Origin of the sequence: Paenibacillus pinihumi DSM 23905 = JCM 16419 (genome assembly GCF_000422505.1) — a bacterium.
Classification (GTDB): domain Bacteria; phylum Bacillota; class Bacilli; order Paenibacillales; family Paenibacillaceae; genus Paenibacillus_D; species Paenibacillus_D pinihumi.
The window spans coordinates 102,756-120,164 of record NZ_AULX01000006.1; the positions used below are offsets into that span (position 1 = coordinate 102,756).

Sequence of the window (17,409 nt, forward strand, 5' to 3'; positions counted from 1 at the left end):
CCGGGGCACAACAGCAATGAGAATCACACGGCGCGGCCCTACTCGATGAATGCCCCGCAAGGTCACCGTGTGAAAGATCTTTCAGTTATTTGCCCACATCGTATGCTTTCTGGTAGATTGCCAGATAACGATCTGTCTGCAATGTTTTAAAGCCGTTGATGTACGTATCCCATTCTGTGTTGATATCCTTGGAGCCTGTTGCAAACTGAACCATGTTTTCCTCAATATATTTGTTGATGTTGATTCGAAGCAGGGACACTTCTTCCGCATCGGCAGGGTCTACCCAGGCTGCTTCCGAGATGAATTGTTCCTTTGGCTCAAATCCATCATATTTCCTGGTCGCGTTGTAGAGCCTCCGTTCATAGCCATCCGGTGTCCAGGGATCGACAGCGGTTCCGAAGGAATCCCGGAATTCCCGGGTCATCAGGAGCGGGCCGCGCTCCCCCCAACCGTAGTGAACCTTGTCTTCGGGTTTGACCTGGGGGTCCTGGGGAATCATCACATACTTCGCAGGTTGCCCGGTCAGATCAATATCGTCTGCTCCTCCTTTCTTCCAGTGAACGCCTTCCTTCCCTTTTGTCGAAAGCAATGTTCCTTCTTCCGAGTACAGGTAGTCCGCCAGTTTGATGAGCGCTTCCGCCTTTTTCCCCGTTGCTTTGTTGGTAATCGCAAATGCGAAATTGTTGGCATTGCCGTAATTGGTTGATGTAAACTGCGCACCCTGCGGTCCCTTCAATGGGGGCACAACATCGTAATCTTTGGACTTATCCGAGTTCAGATCCACAAAGATGGCAGAATGGCTGGCTGCTGCGCTGCCGAGCTTTGCCACGCCCTGAGGCGTGCCGAGCTGCTTGAAGGCATCCGGATTTTGTGTAAAGGTACCCGGATCGATCAGCCCTTCCTTGAACAGAGAGGCTATATATTTCAGGCCTTCCTTCCATTCCGGCTGCATCGGGGCGAGCGAGAGCTTGCCACTGTCCACGTTAATATAATCTTTCCCGTTGTTCGGGATGAAGGCGCTCATCAAAAATTGAATCGGGTTGTCCCCGACAAGCGTGCTTTCGCCGCTAAGCGGAATTTCGTCCTTTTGACCGTTTCCATTCGGATCATTGTTCTTGAACGCTTCCAGTACCTGCTTGTACTCCTCTGTAGTGGCCGGCATATTCAGCTTCAGCTTGCCCAGCCAATCCGTATTGATCCACATCTTGCCATAGACCGAACAGTGGTAGCATTCGCTCACCAGAGGCAGGCCATAAATATTGCCGTCGGGTGCTGTAACACTGTTTTCCAAATAAGGGATGTCTTTGATCGCTTTTTGAATATTTGGCGCATACTGCTGAATCAGATCATTGAGCGGGAGAAATACACCTTCCTTGCCATATTTCTGCGCGTCCACCTTCGAAATATTGTCCAGCCAGGTGACGAGGAAATAAGCATCCGGATAATCGCCGCTGGCCAGGGACAGCTGCCGTTTTGCTTTGGCCGCATCCTGATTGGCGTAGATCCAATTGATTTTCATATTGAATTTTTTTCGACGAGCTTGGTAAATTCGTTCTCGCTATACTCCCCGTCATTGGGGAATTTGGGCGTAAATATGTTGACCGTCACCGGTCCTCCATCAGCATCATTGCCCGAAACATTGTCCGGCTTGCTCTTGGCGGGCACACAGCCCGCAATGAATACCAATACGGATAATAAGACTGCCAAACTGATACGTGAACTTTTCTTCATGCCAAACAGCCCCCTCTAAAATAGGTTTTACATGCCGCCAGCTGATTTAACCCTTTACCGATCCGATCAGCATACCCTTTACAAAGTGCTTCTGAACGAACGGGTAGAGCACCAGAACCGGCAGACTCGAAATGACAATCAAGGAATACTTCATGAGTTCCTTCAACCCTTGCAGGCGCAGTGTCTCCTGGATATTGGCCGAGCTGTCCACGTTCAGAATCAGAATGCTGCGCAAAATAATCTGCAACGGAAACAGTTCTTCCGATTTCAAGTAAATCAGCGCATCGAAATACATATTCCATTTCATCACCGCATACATCAGCACGAGTACGGCAATGATCGGCTTGGCTAGCGGCAGCACAATGCTGAATATAAATCTCATATCGCTGCAGCCATCGATTTCGCTTGCTTCCGCCAATTCTTCCGGAATACTCGTGGTGAAGAATGCGCAGGCAATCATGGCCTGGAATACGGCCAAAGCCTGGGGCAGCAGAAGTGCCCAGATCGTATCGATCAATTGCAGGTTTTTAACGACAAGATACAGCGGAATGAGACCGCCATCGAAAATCATCGTAAACACCAGCAGCATCATAATAAAACGGCGTCCGTAAAAGGACTTTCGCGATAACGGGTAGGCCAGCATGATCGTAATGCATACGCTGATGAAGGTGCCCACGCCCGTATAGAACAATGAGTTTGAGAATCCCCGGATAATGTCCGGATTTTTGAATACTGTCGTATAGCCCATGAGTGTGGGTTCGACAGGCAACAGCCATACACGGCCCGCCGTCACGGCTGCCGGGCTGCTAAATGAAGCGCTAACAATATAAATCAGCGGATAAACGACAGCGAGCAAAACCATCATCAGGAAGATATATATCGCGCCGATAAATATCCGGTCTGCCATCGATTCCCGTATTTTTGCATTCATACTTGCTTCCATATCTCCACCTACCATAAGCTCGACGACGAAAATCGTTTTGAGAGCGTATTCGCTGAAATGATCAGGATGAAATTGACGACTGAATTGAACAGACCGACAGCCGCAGCGAAGCTGAAGTTGGCTCCAAGCAGCCCGACTTTGTATACATAGGTCGCAATAATTTCCGACGAGTTGATATTGAGCTGATTCTGCAGAAGAAATACTTTCTCGAACCCGATCGACATCATATTGCCGATGTTCAGAATGAGCAGCACAACAATAATTGGCATGATGCCCGGAATGTCAACATTCCATATTTTCTGAAAGCGGCTCGCTCCGTCCACTTTAGCCGCTTCATATAACTGGGGGTCTACCCCTGACAAGGCAGCCAAATATACGATTGCGCCATAACCCGTATTTTGCCAAACATCCGACCAGACATACAGCGATTTGAAATAACCCGGCTCCCCGAGAAAATTCACCGCATCTGCACCGAACAGACCCATAATTTTGTTAATGAGTCCTTCGGAAGGAGACAGAAACAGAATCATGATCGACACCATAATAACGGTAGAAATAAAATACGGAGCATACGTAACAGTCTGGACCCATTTTTTGAAACGGGCATTCCGAATTTCATTCAGGGCCAGCGCCAAAACGATCGGGCATATCGTCCCGGCAATCAGCCCGTATATGCTCAGGCCGATCGTGTTCTTCAGCAGCAAAGCAAAGTTGGGACTGTCAAAGAAATATTGGAAATACTTCAGACCTGCCCACTCACTGCCATAGATTCCCTTTACAACGCTGTAATCCTTAAAAGCAATAATCACGCCCGCCATTGGAACATACTTAAACGTAATTAAAAAGACTAACGGTATCGCAACTAAAAAATATAGCTGCCAATGCTTTCTGATCCTCTTCCTTACAGCAGAATGGAAAATTGATTTCGCTTCCATATGACCCCCCATTTGATGTACTTACCTGGTGATACCGCTATCATAAGGGGCCATCAGCCTGAATTGAAAGATACAGTTCTGGTGGATGGTACACCCGGAGAACCCTTTAAAATCAAGGGTTTTCATGGTGTCTATCTACAAAAGCGTACACTTTTTCCGGAAGGTACACCTTTATGGAAACAATGAAAAGACTATAAATTCCTCATCATTTTTTGAAATTCAGACGGCGATGACCCGGTATTCCGTTTGAATGCCCGCCGGAAGGAATGCGCGCTGTTATAGCCGGATTGCAGTGCAATGTCCTCGATGGTAGCTTCGGAACGGATCAGCATGGACTTCGCGAAGTTGATTCGGGTGTCCTCGATATAATCGGAGATATTGACGCCTACATGCTCTTTGAAGATTAACGGCACCATCTTCTCCGGCAAGTCAACGGCTTCGGACAACTGATGCAGTGTCAGATCAGGCTCATGGAAATTGTGCTTGATCCATTCCTTCATTTGCGTGATGACCATTTTTCCTGCGATGAATTTACGCTCATGAATAGAACGCGTCATAGCCAGAAATCGCTCCTGTATCTGATTCATGCCGTGCAGGAGATCTATTTTTCCAGTCATCATTTCTTCCATAGCGCCAGCAATTCCGTCTGTGACTACCGGGCTCAGCTCCGTTGTTTTCGATACAATTCTGAGTATCGTGCCTTGCAGTGCGGCAAGCAACTGCTGAGCGGCCTGATAGGAGAGCACTTTATTTTCGGCATTCTCTCTATAGACGGTGCTCAGCATATCGCTTACTTCCTCACTCTCTCCGTTGGTAACGGCGTGAATGAGACGGAGCTCCAGCTCGATCGGATAATAATAATTGATATTTTCGTCCCGCAAGGAATCCTTGTATTTGTAAAAGGAGGGGCGGGCGTTTAACGATAGATCAAAGAGCAGTGCTGACACAGCCTGATCATAGGATCGGGGAATATCTTCAATGCGGTCGAAGGCCCGTCCAAGACCAATATTCACCTTCAAACTGTATTGCTCTTCCAACCTTCTGATTAAGGAAGCGAGGTTTTCTTCCAGAGCTTGCTCCTCTTGCCGGGAGAACCGTGTCGCACAGGTTAACAAAAAAGCGACCTGATCCGCATCCACATTACAATAGAGCACGCCATCAAAGAATGCAGCTGTCAGCTCATTGTGAATCATAAGCTGCGCCACATTCATTTCATCCATCATGTCCTTTTCCATGGCCTGCAGCGGGTGCAATATCTTCACCATTCCTGCATAGCCGAAGGCTCCCTGCAGCGGCAGATTCGCCTGCTCAATCTGCTTCATTGCCTCCTTGGAAGAAGACAGCCCTCCAAACAACAATTTGCGGATGACCGTATCCTGTAAAATCGGCAGCTGATTTTGCAGTTGATTTTGGAGACGGTCGTTGCTGGATATGATTTCCTCGACATTGCTGCTAAGAAAAGCATACGGATCAGCCGGCTTCCTCAAATCCGGAAACTTCATAATTCCCAGCAGCCGGTTTAACGGGATACTATGCCTGTAAGCGAAGAGGACAGCAATGGCGAGTCCCACCAGTATCGTCACGAGGGAAAGTAAAAAGTTGAAGGTTTGAATATAATTGACGTCCTTATACAACTTCTTTTTTGATAGGGCAGCCACATAGGTCCAGCCATTAGCGCTTGAATTTGCTTCAATATATATGAAGTCATGATTCTGATTGCGGGAGGAAAACCAGCCGGCTGTCCCGTCGTACCGGGATTCGCTCTTCCCTGTATCTGTATCTGTACCCGTTCCGCTCGATAAAATCAGTTGATGCTGATTGTCAAATACAGAGACAGAGCCGCCATATTGGGAAGAGATTCGGCCCATTAACGACGCGATTTCCTTCTGGTCGATCATGACGACGACATTCGCTTTTGGAGTTGAGGTACTGCCGGGCGGAATGGACTGGACATACGTAATGACCGCTTCTTTGCGCTTTCCCGTATTCGCCAGCATAGAGGGAAAATAGTGACGGGAAAGGTACGTTTGGTTGATCTTCTTATTCCATTCCTCATAATCTACACCCTCGTAGGAATGGCCCCGATAATAGTCCTCAGGGCGCACGTAAGCAGCTTCAGGCGTAACAATCGTATCGATTTGATTAAAATATAAATAGAAATTGCGAAAATAGGTCGACCAGTACGGATAGATGCTGTTCTTCACTTTATATAAATTGTAGGCAAAGTCTTTGTCGCTCCGTGAGCTCAGAAGCATCAGCCCGTGCACCTCCGGATGGAGTGACAACTGATACGTGAAGCTTTCGATATCATCCAGTTTCTTATCAACAAGGCTAATGGCCTGATTAAGCAGTTCCCTGCCGTTCTCGGACGCATAATCCATGATTCGGTGAATGCTGGCCTGGTACACGATAAATCCGGCTATCAGCGGCATAACGAGAATTAAAATATAGGACAGCAAAAATTTTCTGAACATCTGTACATTTGCAAAGTATCCAAACATGCGCACAATGCTCCTTCCCGCCGGATCGCTCATCCATGCCGTCTTCGGTCTGGCTGCGGTCATGCCGCCTAATCTTGCCAATTGCGGAAGGAGAGGTGAGCCGGCCGGCCCCCTCCCCTCTTCTGATTTATAAGCCTACAGGTTGTCCCAGCTTGGAGGACTCGTAAGCGGCCAGCGCAACAGCAGCGGACTTCATGCCATCCTCGCCTGTAATTGGAACCGGCCTGCCTTCCAAAAGCGCACGGACAAAATCCTGAATCATCAGCTCGTCCATATTGTCGCCCCAATAGCTCCAGCTTGCCTGTTTATCGATGTCGCTATACACTTCATTCTTCTGGGCAAAACCGTCCACTGAGATGACGCCCTTCGTGCCGACAATCTCCATAGTCACATCCCCCCAGGTCGGGAACGACCGGGGACGGGACCAGCTCGTATCGATGACGCCAAAGACACCGCCCGGGAATTTCACATGCACGAGCCCCGCATCATCGATCTCCGCATCGCCAAACCGGGTGCCCGTATATGCGTACACTTCCTGCGGCGCGGAGCCAAGCATCCAGTTCATCAAATCCATGACGTGCACCGTATGATCCAGGACCGCCCCGCCGCCGGACAGCTTCCGGTCGGTAAACCAGCCTCCGGGATTGGTCCCGTGATTGGTTCCCTTGATCGCGACAATATCGCCGATATCTCCGCGGTCAATGGCGGCCTTGGCGTCGGCAACGGCAGGCAGGTACCGGCAGGGAAACGCTGTCATGAGCTGCACGCCATTGTCCCGGCACGCTGCAATCATGGCTTCCATTTCATCAGCTGTAATGCCAAGCGGCTTCTCGCAAAGCACATGCTTCTTCGCCTTGGCCGCTTCAATCGTCAACTTGGCATGATGTACATTTTCGGAACAGATGACGACCGCGTCGGCATCTGTTGCAAGCAGTTGTTTGTAGTCGGCAAAGTATGGCAGGCCGGACTGTGCGATTATCCCTTCTACACGGCTGCGGTTTTCATCGGCAATCCCTACAATTTCAACCTCCGGCATTTTGCAGAGACTTTCGTAATAGCTGTTGGCATGGCTATGGGCGAAGCTGATCAGGCCCACTTTCAGTTTGTTCATAGCTGCTTCCTCCTCAGTTCTATAGATAAATGACTTTCCCTGTCCGGATGGACTCCAGTGCAGCGAGCGAGATTCGCAGTGCTTCCCGGGCATCCTGAACCGTCACACGCGGCTCTTCGCCCTCACGAATGCAGGTTAGAAAGTGGGACAGTTCCAATTCGAACGGGCTCCTGGTACCGGGACTTTGAGGAATTTCGGCAAACTGGCGCTCTTCCCGGGTGCGGACTTTGGCGCGTGTATGAAGCGAAGCGGAGGTGCTGCTGTCCAGACGGATCAGCCCCTTCGAGCCAGCCAGCTCGGCTGAATAACTGAATGAGCCGGGATATCCCCAGAACGCTTCCAAATTGGCGGCAGCCCCATTTTGGAATTGCAGCGTGACGAGTGCATAATCCATCTCGTTGTCCACCTTGTTCATCGCAAACACAGACTTGACCTCTCCGAACGCCCAGCGCATAAAATCGATATCATGAATCATCATATCGACAATTACGCCTCCGCTCTTCGTCTCGTCCTTGAACCACTGCTTCGCTTCGCCCGGATGGCCGCCGACCCTTTTCGCATGGGCAACCCCCGGCTCGCCGATGACACCGGAATCGACCTGGCGCTTCAGCTGCTCATATTCCGGGAAGAAGCGGAGCACATGACCAATAAACAGCCGGACCCCGTTCAGCTCACAAGCCGCAATGATCTCGTCGGTATCCTCCAGTGTCAAGGACACCGGCTTCTCACAGATGACATGCCTTCCAGCCGCAGCGGCCTTCAACACCGCTTCCTTGTGCAAATAGCTCGGCAGGGCGATGCTGATCACTTCGGGGTCAACCGCTTCCAGCATTTCCTCGAACGAGGTGAATGCGCGTGTCCCCGCCTTCTTCGCCAATTCCCCGGCAAGCTCCGCATCAAGATCGCATACGCCGACGAGCTCCGCGTCCCGCATTTTGGCATAGCTTTGCGCATGGACATGCCCCATGCCTCCACAACCAACAACCCCAACTTTCATATTTGGTATCTCTCCTCCACCTGTTATATACTGCTTATGAGCCATCATATTACGATGTATCCGGGGCAACAATGACGATTTTTTGCCGTTTTGTATTCAAAATGGTGCGGGGAGGACGATGATTGCGATGGATCAATTCCAAGAGCCGATTCATTACCAGAATGACCGGCTTTGCATCAAGGTGTGGCAGTTCACCGACGAATCACTGCCCGGTCCGCCGGGACACTGCTGGCACTATCATAAGGAAGTCGAGCTGATTGTTGTCCATGAAGGCAGCATGAATGTACAGACACCAAGCTACACCCACAAACTCGCTCCCGGAGATGTCGCCATCATCGGATCTTCACAGCTCCATCTGAGCCATAAGCCTGCAGGCGGGACACTTGTGTATACCGTGCTGCATGTCGACCTTCAGCGCTATTTTGATCCGGCCATGATGATGTATTACCGGCATTTTTCGGAGCTGGTTCGTCCGCTGGATGAGTTGAACTATATTTTTCAAGAATATGTGGAGGCCAGAAAAGAGACGGCGGACATGATTTCAAGCATTCACGATGAAATCATGGGCAAGCGGAAAGGCTACGAAATTGCTGCCAGCATGCACATCAAGCATCTGCTGCTGACGCTGTTGCGATACGACCGGCGCGAGCTGCTGCAAAGCTACGATTTCGTCGACGACTCTGTGATGCGCCCAATTCTGGACTATGTGAACAATCATTTGGCAGAGCGCATCGACATGGACGAGGTGAGCAAAATTGCCCGAATGAATTACAGCTCCTTTTCCAAGTATTTCAAAAAGTCAATCGGTGTTTCATTTGTAGATTATGTGAACCGCCAACGTATCCGAAAAGCAGAGTATGAACTTATAACGGGGTCCGCCAGCGTTTCCGAAATTGCTGCACGTGTCGGCATTGGCAATATGGCGCATTTTTACGAGCTGTTCCGGCGCTACAACGATTGCACGCCAAAAGAATACAAGCACAAGCTGCTCAGCAACCATTAAGCTTGCATATCCTTCAAGCAATTATTGGTTCTCCCCGTGGAATATGTTATAATCACGGCACACTATTACAGAAGCTGGAGGCTGTGCCTTGCTTACCTTTGAACAAAAACTTGAGATTATTGAAGCTTTCCCTGAACTGACGCGGAAGGATGTTTCGCTGAAGCGGGTCAATTTTCACTATGAAGACAGTATTTACGATAAGAAAAACGTGGTGTACCACCTGCACCCCAACGGGAATGGCTACGTTTACGCCGAGCTGATTCTCGGCTATCCGATTGATGACAAAGGATTCGTGAACATCCGGGATTTTACGGCGGACGAACTGCGGGCAGTCGTGGAAAAATCGATCTGGTCCTTGTCGGGGAAGCCCAAGACAGAATCGAAAGTGCAGGCAACGCCTGCTGTTGACGAGCCGGTTACGGAGATTTGGAGCAATGAAGAGGGTCATACCCTCCAGTTGAAGCAAGCGGAGGATTTGTGGTACGTATATGCCGGAGATGTACTGGACATGGCATTCGAATCGCGTGAGGAAGCAGAGGAATATCTGACTGAGGAAGGTTTTTCGCTTCAGCAGCAAGCTTGACCCCCTTCATTCCTTTTAAGTTCCCGATAAAAAAGAAACCATTTCTTTTTCGGCTCAATCTAAGAATCAGTGGCTGACCTGTAAGTAGCTTGAGCGGAGAGAAAGAGGGAGGCTGAAGAAGCGAAGCGTTCGCCTTTGTTCTCAGATTTCAACCACGTACAGGGAGGAATACAGGAAAACTGGGAACAACAGCGATCGGAAGTCCCCTCTTTCTCGCAGCGTTGCTTCAGCGTTCCGTGTCAACCACTGATTTCGATTTTGAGCCTCTTTTTCAGAAGAGATGGTTTCTTTTTATTAATTCCCCTTCTACATCGCCTCAGCCGTAAAGCCACTGCACCCATACAGCCAGAACCGCCAAAGTGAAAATAACCGTAGGCGGAATGACAATCGCCGTTACTTTCACATAGTCATCCCAGGATACCTTCACATGGTTTTGTTTCAGAATATGGAGCCATATCAAGGAGGCCAAGGTCCCGATTGGAAGAAACAGAGAACCGATGTCGCTTCCGATGACACTTGACAGATAAGCTATTTTTAAGGTTAAAGGCTCCAGATCCATCTGGGTCAGCGTCAGCGTCCCCACCATCAGGGCAGGATGATTATTGAAGAAGGTCGACAGGAAAGACATAAGGCCACCCATCAGCAGACTGGCATGAAGCGGATCATCTTCAACGATCGGTTTGACCACCGTGACCAGCAAATGGGTCATCCCTATATTATGCAGTCCATAAATGAGCACATACATGCTGAAAGCGAAAATAAGGATGTGCCAAGGTATTTTTTTGATCATATCAGTGGGAGGAATCTTCAGGTAACCCCATCGCCACCCAAGCAGAATCACTGAGCCTAATAAAGCTACCAGTTCTACGGGAATATTTAAATAGGAAGCGATAAACAGACTGATTCGAATTGAGAAAACAAACCAAAGGATATTCATCATGAATCTGGACTGCTGCTTTTTCAAATCCGGTCTCGCACTTGCTTGTTCCATTAACGGATGATGGCGTTTTGCACGATGATGCAAAGGATTGTTGATGCTCCCATGGAGCAGCGGGGGCAGCTTCTTGGGCAATTGACGATAAAAACATAGAAACAGCAATCCCGATAACAGAAGCAGGCCAAGTGTGGCCGGAACAAACATCATTAAGGTGTGTGTGTACAAATCCATGTCGACGATCTTGAGCGCAATCATATTGACCAGATTGCTCACCCCAATAGGCGCACTGGAAGCGGTAGCAATTAAAGCGCCGGACAGCAGGTAGGGTATCTTCTGATGATTTTTCAACCCGAATTCGCGCAGCAGCAATAGTAAAATCGGGGTCGTAATCAGGATGCTGCCATCGTTGTTAAAAAATAAGGTCATCAGGAAGCAAAGAATGTTCACGTACCAGTAGAGCCGGATTCCCGATCCCCTGGCACGGTAGGCAAGTCCCTCTGCCGCCCAGGTGAAAAATCCGAAACTTTCCAGCACAATCGCCATTACAATGGTTGCCATAATCGTAATGGCAGCGCCGCTTATCGTATCTATGATAATAGACAGGTCGGATAAGGATACAGCGCCGATTCCCAATACGAACAGGGCTCCCCCCGTAGCCGGTATGGCCTCATTGAGCCCTTTGGGCCGCCACAGGATCAAAATCATACTTAATACAAAAGCCGTAATCGTCAAGGTAATCAGGGTCGGGTCTGACATGATCCTACCTCCATTTCCAATTTCTCAGGCTGCAAATCGCTTAGTAATTGGAAATTCGGACGAGGGTATCCCGATCTTCCTGCGATATTTTCTCCGGAGTGGAATCCATATAGCTGCTTGGTTCGTCTTGTGGGTGATTCAGCATGACATACAGCCCCCAGCCAGTGAGGACGATGATCAAAATGATAGCCATCGTGTTACCTCCTTTTTGTTGTCCTTCTTCTGGCCAAATTAGCAGCCCGTCCACTCTTCCAGAAGGGCTGCCGGACTCGTTGAATTTGGAAGCGATCAAGGGTTATGCGCTGACTTAATATGGCATACATTCCATGTAATTGGCCTGCCTTCTGCTGTAAGGAGTGTTAGCATGCCCTGGTCTACAGACTGGACAAGCCCGATTTTGTCCGGTGCATCCCCCAGGTCCAGGACAACCATACGACCTTCCATCTTTTTGAGCTGCTGCTCGAATGAACGGGCTAACGTCATTGCGGAAGGCTTGACTGTAATCTGTTCTTTCTCTACGGAATAAGGCACCGTATCCAGCGGATAAGGCATGATGCATTTCAGATGATCCAGAGAGACATATACGGTATGAAACACAGAAGAGTAGAAAACGAGGTAATCATTCATAATACTTGTCGTATATCCCGACAGGGAATACGTACCCGTCACATAGAGCTCCACGAACAGCCCTCTGGCGTTCATCAGGATTTTCCGGTAGGAATTGCGTTCACCATTAACCGGATCCATCGGATTTTCAGTTGGTGATGCTATGACACTCTCATCGTACAGGACAGACTTTACATGATGAAGGTGCTTGACAGGCACATAATAGAAGCGGTTGTCTATGGTAAATACAAGAATATCGTCTCCAACATCAATTAATGTCCCTATACAGGGCTGAGGCTTTCCGGACACTACAAGTTCAACTTTTTGACCGACCCACGAGTTAAGAGACAAGAGCTTCCCCTCCCTTCAAAGTTATGATAAGGCGACGCCACTGGCGACGCCTTATCCGGACTGACTATTTTACCGGGAACGGATCCCAATTCCGTCTGACTGTTTTGGTTTTGTAATTCTTCCTTCCTGCTGCCCCCGTACGGCGCCCACCTGTACCGCCTCTGCCCGTGCCCCCTGTATGGCGTCCGCCGGTGCCTCCTGTGCGGTTGCCTCCTGTACGGTGGCCGCCCGTACCCGTTCCTCCTGTACGATGACCGCCTGTACCTGTGCCTCCTGTATGGCGTCCACCGGTGCCTCCTGTACGGTTGCCTCCTGTACGACGTCCGCCTGTACCGCCTGTCCGACGGCCTCCTGTGCCTCCAGTACGACGACCGCCTGTACGGTTCTGGTTCCCACGGCTGCTGTTTTGACCGCCACTTCTGTTGCTGCTTTTATTTCCACTGCTTTTATTTCCACTGCTTTTATTCCCGCTGCTGCTTCCGCCGCCCGATGATACCGTAACGCTCTTAATATGAACAATCAGGATACGGATCAGGTCTTTCTTAGCCACAACCAGGATGAAATCCGGATTAACATCCACGAGCACACCCTCTACTTTTTCAGGGCCCCCACGATTGATTTTAACGAGGTGATTTTTCAAATGATGCAAGACTTGTTCAAAGCTGCCTGCATTGGCATAAGGGGTATGATGCCTTCCATGGGAACGGTGTCCGTGGCTTCCGCCAGATTTGCCGCCAGAGAAACCCAGCTTGATAGAGATGCTCTTGACGTGAGTGAGTGGAATATACACAACCCCGTCTTTGGCCAGAACAACCAGATAGCCATTGTTGGCTGAGAAAAGAATACCTTCGACAGAGTCAGGACCTCCACGATTCACCTTAACCGTCTTGCCTCTCAAATTGTCATAGTTGCCTTGAGATGGATAGTTCACAAAAGACATCTTGTATTGCCCCTTTCGTTTATGAAGTTGAACTTGCGACATACCGGATCTTCCCAAGCGGCAGGTTAACGACCTTCCCGTCACTGACAATAGTCAACTCGCTTGGTGTCACATTGACAACCATTCCGACGTGTTGCTCCGGCCCACTATGGTCAATAGTAAGGATGCGTCTACGGAAGCTGCAAAGAATTTGCACGAAGCTGTATGCCAGTACGACCCGAATGTTAATCTTGTATCCTCTGGGAGACCGTTTTCTGCGAAATTCAGAGAAATGAATAATAGTTTCAAGCCGATAGTACACCACACTGTTGTCTTTTCTCTGTATAGTCAGATAGTCATTCTGTACACTGATGAGCTTCCCCAGACAAGCACCCGGCTTGCTCCGGTTGACCGCAACTTCCTTCCCTATGAGATACATTAGCTGGCTGAATGATTGGTAGTAGGCCAACTCTATCACCTCCTTATGCCCTCTCCCCTTTTGGAAGATAATGTATTCTATGAACCTGGGGTTGCCTTTGTACTAGCCTTATATCTAAACCCTATCAATTTCCATACCTATACCAGGTTCGATTACCTAGATTCATATAGTAAATCTGCAAGGGAGCTTAAGATGTCCGGGCGCAAATAGCACTGGGATGGGCTCCTGATAAAGGGCTGCTGCATATGCTGTTGTATAGGCTGCATAAAGAAAATGGCAGGCTTTTTGTATAGATGAGGTGACAGAGTGAACATTCCTACACGCATAATTTATCTGGACCGTGCTGAAGAGTCACGCCTGAAGAGCTACGGACCTGATGAGTTTGTACGTGCTACGCTTATAGCGGACCATGCAGAGCATAATGTCAAAATCCGGTACCGCGGAGGCCATACCCGCTATTATCCAAAGAAATCTTATGAGCTGCGCATTGGCAACCGAAGTATTCACTATAATGCGGAGCTGGATGACCCAACGATGATGAGAAATGCACTCTCATTTGCTTTTTTTGAGCAGTTGGGCGTCCCAAGTCCAAGAACAAGACATGTCAAACTCAGAATTAATGGGGTTGACCGGGGATTATATTTGGAAATTGAAGGCGTGGACCGTTCTTTTTTCTCCAAACGAAGGGTAAAGGCAAATTCTTTGCTGTATGCGGTCAATAACAATGCCAACTTCCGCTTGGAAAATGAGTATAAAAAGAAGAAAAGGTCCCTGTCTTCCGGGTATGAGCTGGTCATTGGAGGAGCAAAGGAATTTCGGGATATCGGATTGTTTGTGAGAAAGGTGCAGACGTTGAAACGTTCAGGCCGGTTGGCGTATTTGAAGTCTCGACTTCATATTCCTCAATATTTACGGTGGCTTGCCGGGGCCGTGTTTACAGGAAACTACGATGGATTTGACCAGAATTATGCGTTGTACCGGACTGCAGGAAGCGTCAAATATCATATTAGCCCCTGGGATTACGAAGGAACCTGGGGACGGGATTGTTACGGGGGGATTGTGAGCAGCGGAACCTTGCGAATTGAGGGATACAATGGCCTGACAGAGAAACTTTTGTCGTATCCCTCCATCCGGGAGAGCTACCGAAAGACGCTTCAGAGCATTATGAAGAAGCAATTTACAATCGAGGCCCTGGAACCGAAAATTCGCATGCTGCATGCAAAGCTGCTTCCTGAACTGGTGAACGACCGGACACGGCGGCATTCTCCTTATGAAATTCGGTCTGACCTGAATGTATTTCTGCGCTACATCCCCGAGCGCAGAGCTTTCATATCAAAGGAACTCTCCAAGCTATAAGATTAAAAGTAAACGGCAGTGTCCCGGCGCCGGAACTCTGTTCCATAAGAGAGTCACAGTTCCGACAGCCCGGGTCGGCTGTAGAAATGACCCTGCTCCACGTTCAAAAACAATTTACAAAAGCACAAAAGGTCCTTGCGATCGTTCGCAAGGACCTTTTGTGCTTTGTAAAAACTATTGCTATTGAAACGATACAGCGGCTACTACACGCTGCCAATCAGAAAAAGTCCATTAAATAAGACAAACGCTCTGGAATACGACTTTCCAGCAGCCTGATCCTGTCCTCCGGACCGTTAATTCGGCCAGTCTCCCGCAGGAACGAAGGCTTTCGGCCCCCGGCCAGGATTGCTGTTAATGCCTGAATATCACATTTAATTGCCTGTTCGTGCTCGGCAGCTTCTTCATTGCGCTCCAGCTTCCCTGCTCCTTCCGCACTCCAGCTCAGGTTATAGGTACCGTTATTCCATGGCGCATGCTCATCGGACAGGGTCAGCAGCACTGACGCCCCGGTTTCTGCCGCGGCCCATGGATACTGGCTCACGAACGCTTCTGCATCCACGATACGAGACATGAAATACGGGATGACCTCCTGCTTGATCCGCGGATTGGACAACAGGAACGGCAGCTGATCATCCGTCGGCACGATGAGCGACACTTCGGATATCATTGAATCATGGTTCGCGATGTACGTCCATAAGGCCACCCGTGAAGTCTCATTCGTGCTTGCATATTCATGGATCGTCATGATCTGCTTCTCAATGTGGTAGAACACGTAGCCTTCCGCTTCGTTCTGCTCATTGTAATACACCGCCAGACGGCCGTTCCGGTCAAGTATCCGGTCCTTCCACCATTCTTCTGTACGGACGACGTTTCCGCTGTAGCGGGAGGCAAATCTTTCATAAACCGCATTCAAAATTTCAATATTCGGATCCGGCATACGCTTGACCTGCCCCGGAGTCTCCACCCGCTTGGGCAAAAGGCTGGTCTCAATCGTATACTTCTTGCGCTCGATTGTCAGCTCATAGCCATATTTACGGTAAAAAGCAAATGCAAACGGATGAAGCATGCTCAGCGATTGCCCGCTCTGCTTCATCGTCTCCAGAGCTTGAACAAGCAGCTTGCTTACACATCCCTGCCGTCTTGCCTCAGGCCAAGTCGCAACACCTGCAATGCCGCCCATAGGGAACTTCTTGCCCTGTATCCAAGCCTCCAGCGGAATCAGCATAAGCGCTGATTGCAAGTTTCCCTGCTCATCAAATACGCCCCAATCCTGCTCATGCTTGTACGTTAACTTGCCCGACTCCAAATCCTCCGGACTGATCTGAAATTGGAAGGCAAACTGTGAAAGCTCCATTCTGCTATCATATTCATTGGCGCGAAGCTGCCTGATTTCCATATTTTCAACGCTCCATTCCTGTAATTGAATGCTATCTCTATCCTATCAAAGATCGTTCCCGGAAGTAAAAGGAAACGATCAATATAGCTGTTTTCTGCTCAGGCATAATCATCGGCAGCTTCATAGGCCTCTTCATTCGCTATGTTTTGAATATCCTCGGCGCTGATGCCGATGTAGACATAGCCGTCCTCGGCATTTTTGCGAAGCGCCTGCTCCTTGATGAATTTGGGACTGCCTTCTCCCGCATCCTCGTCATAAACGAGCAAAATCCCGTCCGTCTTGCGAAAAAGCAGCTCGTCTCTTGCCCGGAACTGCCAAATACCCGTGTAAGGCTGATTGCTTACAGAGCCATAGTAATCTGCCTGCAGAATCAAATCCTCATAATATTCCTTCCGCTCTTCCTTCCAGTTTTCCTCCTGATTGGCGAATGCCGTAATAATCGCCAGCTGCAAATGTGGATACTGCTCCCTCAGCGCAAAGACAGCCTCGCATGCCCACAGATCTACTCCGTATTGGCCCGGTGTAATCACCCACTCCAGTCCATCCTCTACCAGAGGAAGCAGACGCGAGAGGATTGCTTTTTGAATATAGGCAATGCCTTTATGCTTTTGATTATAAATGCCAAGCTCATGGGCACGATAGCCCGTTATTAACAGATTTTTCATCTTGTAATCACACTTCACCCATTCGCCATTTTTGCAGCCAAAGAGCCGCTAACCGTTTCCATAACCAGACAAGCCGTCCTTGTACATGCAGTTTCCTGAAATCCTTATGTAAGTATCTTAACACTGCTATCGCCTCCCCGAAACGAAACATACGCTCGCCCCGCAGATTTGCTATACTAC

The 17,409-nt window shown here is 49.1% G+C and carries 17 protein-coding genes; 3 read left to right on the forward strand and 14 right to left on the reverse strand.

The features are described 5' to 3' along the window. Positions 1-85 precede the first annotated feature (85 nt). The 7 genes from H583_RS31450 to H583_RS0100395 all read right to left on the reverse strand — a co-directional run bounded on the left by H583_RS31450 (position 86) and on the right by H583_RS0100395 (position 8,218). On the reverse strand, positions 86-1,519 hold the full coding sequence (locus H583_RS31450; protein WP_051235785.1) for a type 2 periplasmic-binding domain-containing protein: 1,434 nt from the start codon (positions 1,517-1,519) through the stop codon (positions 86-88). Further along, a complete protein-coding gene (locus tag H583_RS35020; protein ID WP_051235786.1) occupies positions 1,516-1,731 on the reverse strand; it encodes a hypothetical protein in 216 nt (71 codons plus the stop codon). Before H583_RS35020 ends, H583_RS31450 begins: the two co-directional genes overlap by 4 nt. A gap of 46 nt (positions 1,732-1,777) precedes the next feature. Continuing rightward, the gene (locus tag H583_RS0100375; protein WP_245585809.1) at positions 1,778-2,662 is read right to left on the reverse strand and encodes a carbohydrate ABC transporter permease; all 885 of its coding nucleotides are present in this window, start codon (positions 2,660-2,662) and stop codon (positions 1,778-1,780) included. Positions 2,663-2,682: 20 nt separating this feature from the next. Then, a complete protein-coding gene (locus tag H583_RS0100380) occupies positions 2,683-3,609 on the reverse strand; it encodes an ABC transporter permease (protein ID WP_051235788.1) in 927 nt (308 codons plus the stop codon). A gap of 191 nt (positions 3,610-3,800) precedes the next feature. Next, the gene (locus tag H583_RS0100385) at positions 3,801-6,173 is read right to left on the reverse strand and encodes a helix-turn-helix domain-containing protein (RefSeq protein WP_154665763.1); all 2,373 of its coding nucleotides are present in this window, start codon (positions 6,171-6,173) and stop codon (positions 3,801-3,803) included. Between the two features lie 64 nt (positions 6,174-6,237). Continuing rightward, positions 6,238-7,221, reverse strand: a complete 984-nt coding sequence (locus H583_RS0100390) for a Gfo/Idh/MocA family protein (protein WP_028558738.1) — start codon at positions 7,219-7,221, stop codon at positions 6,238-6,240. Between the two features lie 19 nt (positions 7,222-7,240). Continuing rightward, the gene (locus H583_RS0100395; protein ID WP_028558739.1) at positions 7,241-8,218 is read right to left on the reverse strand and encodes a Gfo/Idh/MocA family protein; all 978 of its coding nucleotides are present in this window, start codon (positions 8,216-8,218) and stop codon (positions 7,241-7,243) included. Between the two features lie 127 nt (positions 8,219-8,345). Between H583_RS0100395 and H583_RS0100400 the strand changes: the two genes are divergently transcribed. Further along, positions 8,346-9,221: a helix-turn-helix transcriptional regulator gene (locus tag H583_RS0100400; RefSeq protein WP_028558740.1), complete on the forward strand. Its 876-nt coding sequence runs from the start codon at positions 8,346-8,348 to the stop codon at positions 9,219-9,221. 88 nt (positions 9,222-9,309) lie between these two features. Next, the gene (locus tag H583_RS0100405; RefSeq protein WP_028558741.1) at positions 9,310-9,804 is read left to right on the forward strand and encodes a hypothetical protein; all 495 of its coding nucleotides are present in this window, start codon (positions 9,310-9,312) and stop codon (positions 9,802-9,804) included. Positions 9,805-10,120: 316 nt separating this feature from the next. Here H583_RS0100405 and H583_RS0100410 read toward each other — a convergent pair whose 3' ends face one another. The 5 genes from H583_RS0100410 to H583_RS0100435 all read right to left on the reverse strand — a co-directional run bounded on the left by H583_RS0100410 (position 10,121) and on the right by H583_RS0100435 (position 13,842). Beyond that, the gene (locus H583_RS0100410) at positions 10,121-11,497 is read right to left on the reverse strand and encodes an arsenic transporter (protein ID WP_028558742.1); all 1,377 of its coding nucleotides are present in this window, start codon (positions 11,495-11,497) and stop codon (positions 10,121-10,123) included. A 40-nt stretch (positions 11,498-11,537) separates the two neighbouring features. Next, positions 11,538-11,690: a hypothetical protein gene (locus tag H583_RS36415; protein WP_154665764.1), complete on the reverse strand. Its 153-nt coding sequence runs from the start codon at positions 11,688-11,690 to the stop codon at positions 11,538-11,540. Between the two features lie 95 nt (positions 11,691-11,785). Beyond that, complete coding sequence (locus H583_RS0100420; RefSeq protein ID WP_028558743.1) at positions 11,786-12,454, reverse strand: hypothetical protein; 669 nt, start codon at positions 12,452-12,454, stop codon at positions 11,786-11,788. Positions 12,455-12,518: 64 nt separating this feature from the next. Further along, positions 12,519-13,394 carry a hypothetical protein gene (locus H583_RS37300; protein WP_051235789.1) on the reverse strand — a complete coding sequence of 292 codons (876 nt, stop codon included), beginning with the start codon at positions 13,392-13,394 and terminating at the stop codon, positions 12,519-12,521. A 19-nt stretch (positions 13,395-13,413) separates the two neighbouring features. Beyond that, positions 13,414-13,842 carry a DUF2642 domain-containing protein gene (locus H583_RS0100435; RefSeq protein WP_028558744.1) on the reverse strand — a complete coding sequence of 143 codons (429 nt, stop codon included), beginning with the start codon at positions 13,840-13,842 and terminating at the stop codon, positions 13,414-13,416. Between the two features lie 276 nt (positions 13,843-14,118). Here H583_RS0100435 and H583_RS0100440 point away from each other — a divergent pair, with 276 nt between their 5' ends. After that, positions 14,119-15,168: a CotH kinase family protein gene (locus H583_RS0100440; protein WP_028558745.1), complete on the forward strand. Its 1,050-nt coding sequence runs from the start codon at positions 14,119-14,121 to the stop codon at positions 15,166-15,168. Positions 15,169-15,385: 217 nt separating this feature from the next. On the opposite strand, the gene H583_RS0100450 is transcribed toward H583_RS0100440, so the two are convergent. Together H583_RS0100450 and H583_RS0100455 are read right to left on the reverse strand one after the other, a co-directional pair. Next, on the reverse strand, positions 15,386-16,564 hold the full coding sequence (locus tag H583_RS0100450) for a GNAT family N-acetyltransferase (protein WP_028558746.1): 1,179 nt from the start codon (positions 16,562-16,564) through the stop codon (positions 15,386-15,388). Between the two features lie 98 nt (positions 16,565-16,662). Further along, positions 16,663-17,229 (reverse strand): SLOG family protein, encoded by a 567-nt coding sequence (locus H583_RS0100455; protein ID WP_028558747.1) that lies wholly within the window; start codon positions 17,227-17,229, stop codon positions 16,663-16,665. Positions 17,230-17,409: the final 180 nt, after the last annotated feature.

Coding starts and splice junctions, on each gene's coding strand:
- H583_RS31450 (WP_051235785.1), bottom strand. CDS start 1,519: ATGAAAATCAATTGGATCTACGCCAATCAGGATGCGGCCAAAGCAAAA.
- H583_RS35020 (WP_051235786.1), bottom strand. CDS start 1,731: ATGAAGAAAAGTTCACGTATCAGTTTGGCAGTCTTATTATCCGTATTG.
- H583_RS0100375 (WP_245585809.1), bottom strand. CDS start 2,662: ATGAATGCAAAAATACGGGAATCGATGGCAGACCGGATATTTATCGGC.
- H583_RS0100380 (WP_051235788.1), bottom strand. CDS start 3,609: ATGGAAGCGAAATCAATTTTCCATTCTGCTGTAAGGAAGAGGATCAGA.
- H583_RS0100385 (WP_154665763.1), bottom strand. CDS start 6,173: ATGACCGCAGCCAGACCGAAGACGGCATGGATGAGCGATCCGGCGGGA.
- H583_RS0100390 (WP_028558738.1), bottom strand. CDS start 7,221: ATGAACAAACTGAAAGTGGGCCTGATCAGCTTCGCCCATAGCCATGCC.
- H583_RS0100395 (WP_028558739.1), bottom strand. CDS start 8,218: ATGAAAGTTGGGGTTGTTGGTTGTGGAGGCATGGGGCATGTCCATGCG.
- H583_RS0100400 (WP_028558740.1), top strand. CDS start 8,346: ATGGATCAATTCCAAGAGCCGATTCATTACCAGAATGACCGGCTTTGC.
- H583_RS0100410 (WP_028558742.1), bottom strand. CDS start 11,497: ATGTCAGACCCGACCCTGATTACCTTGACGATTACGGCTTTTGTATTA.
- H583_RS36415 (WP_154665764.1), bottom strand. CDS start 11,690: ATGGCTATCATTTTGATCATCGTCCTCACTGGCTGGGGGCTGTATGTC.
- H583_RS37300 (WP_051235789.1), bottom strand. CDS start 13,394: ATGTCTTTTGTGAACTATCCATCTCAAGGCAACTATGACAATTTGAGA.
- H583_RS0100450 (WP_028558746.1), bottom strand. CDS start 16,564: ATGGAAATCAGGCAGCTTCGCGCCAATGAATATGATAGCAGAATGGAG.
- H583_RS0100455 (WP_028558747.1), bottom strand. CDS start 17,229: ATGAAAAATCTGTTAATAACGGGCTATCGTGCCCATGAGCTTGGCATT.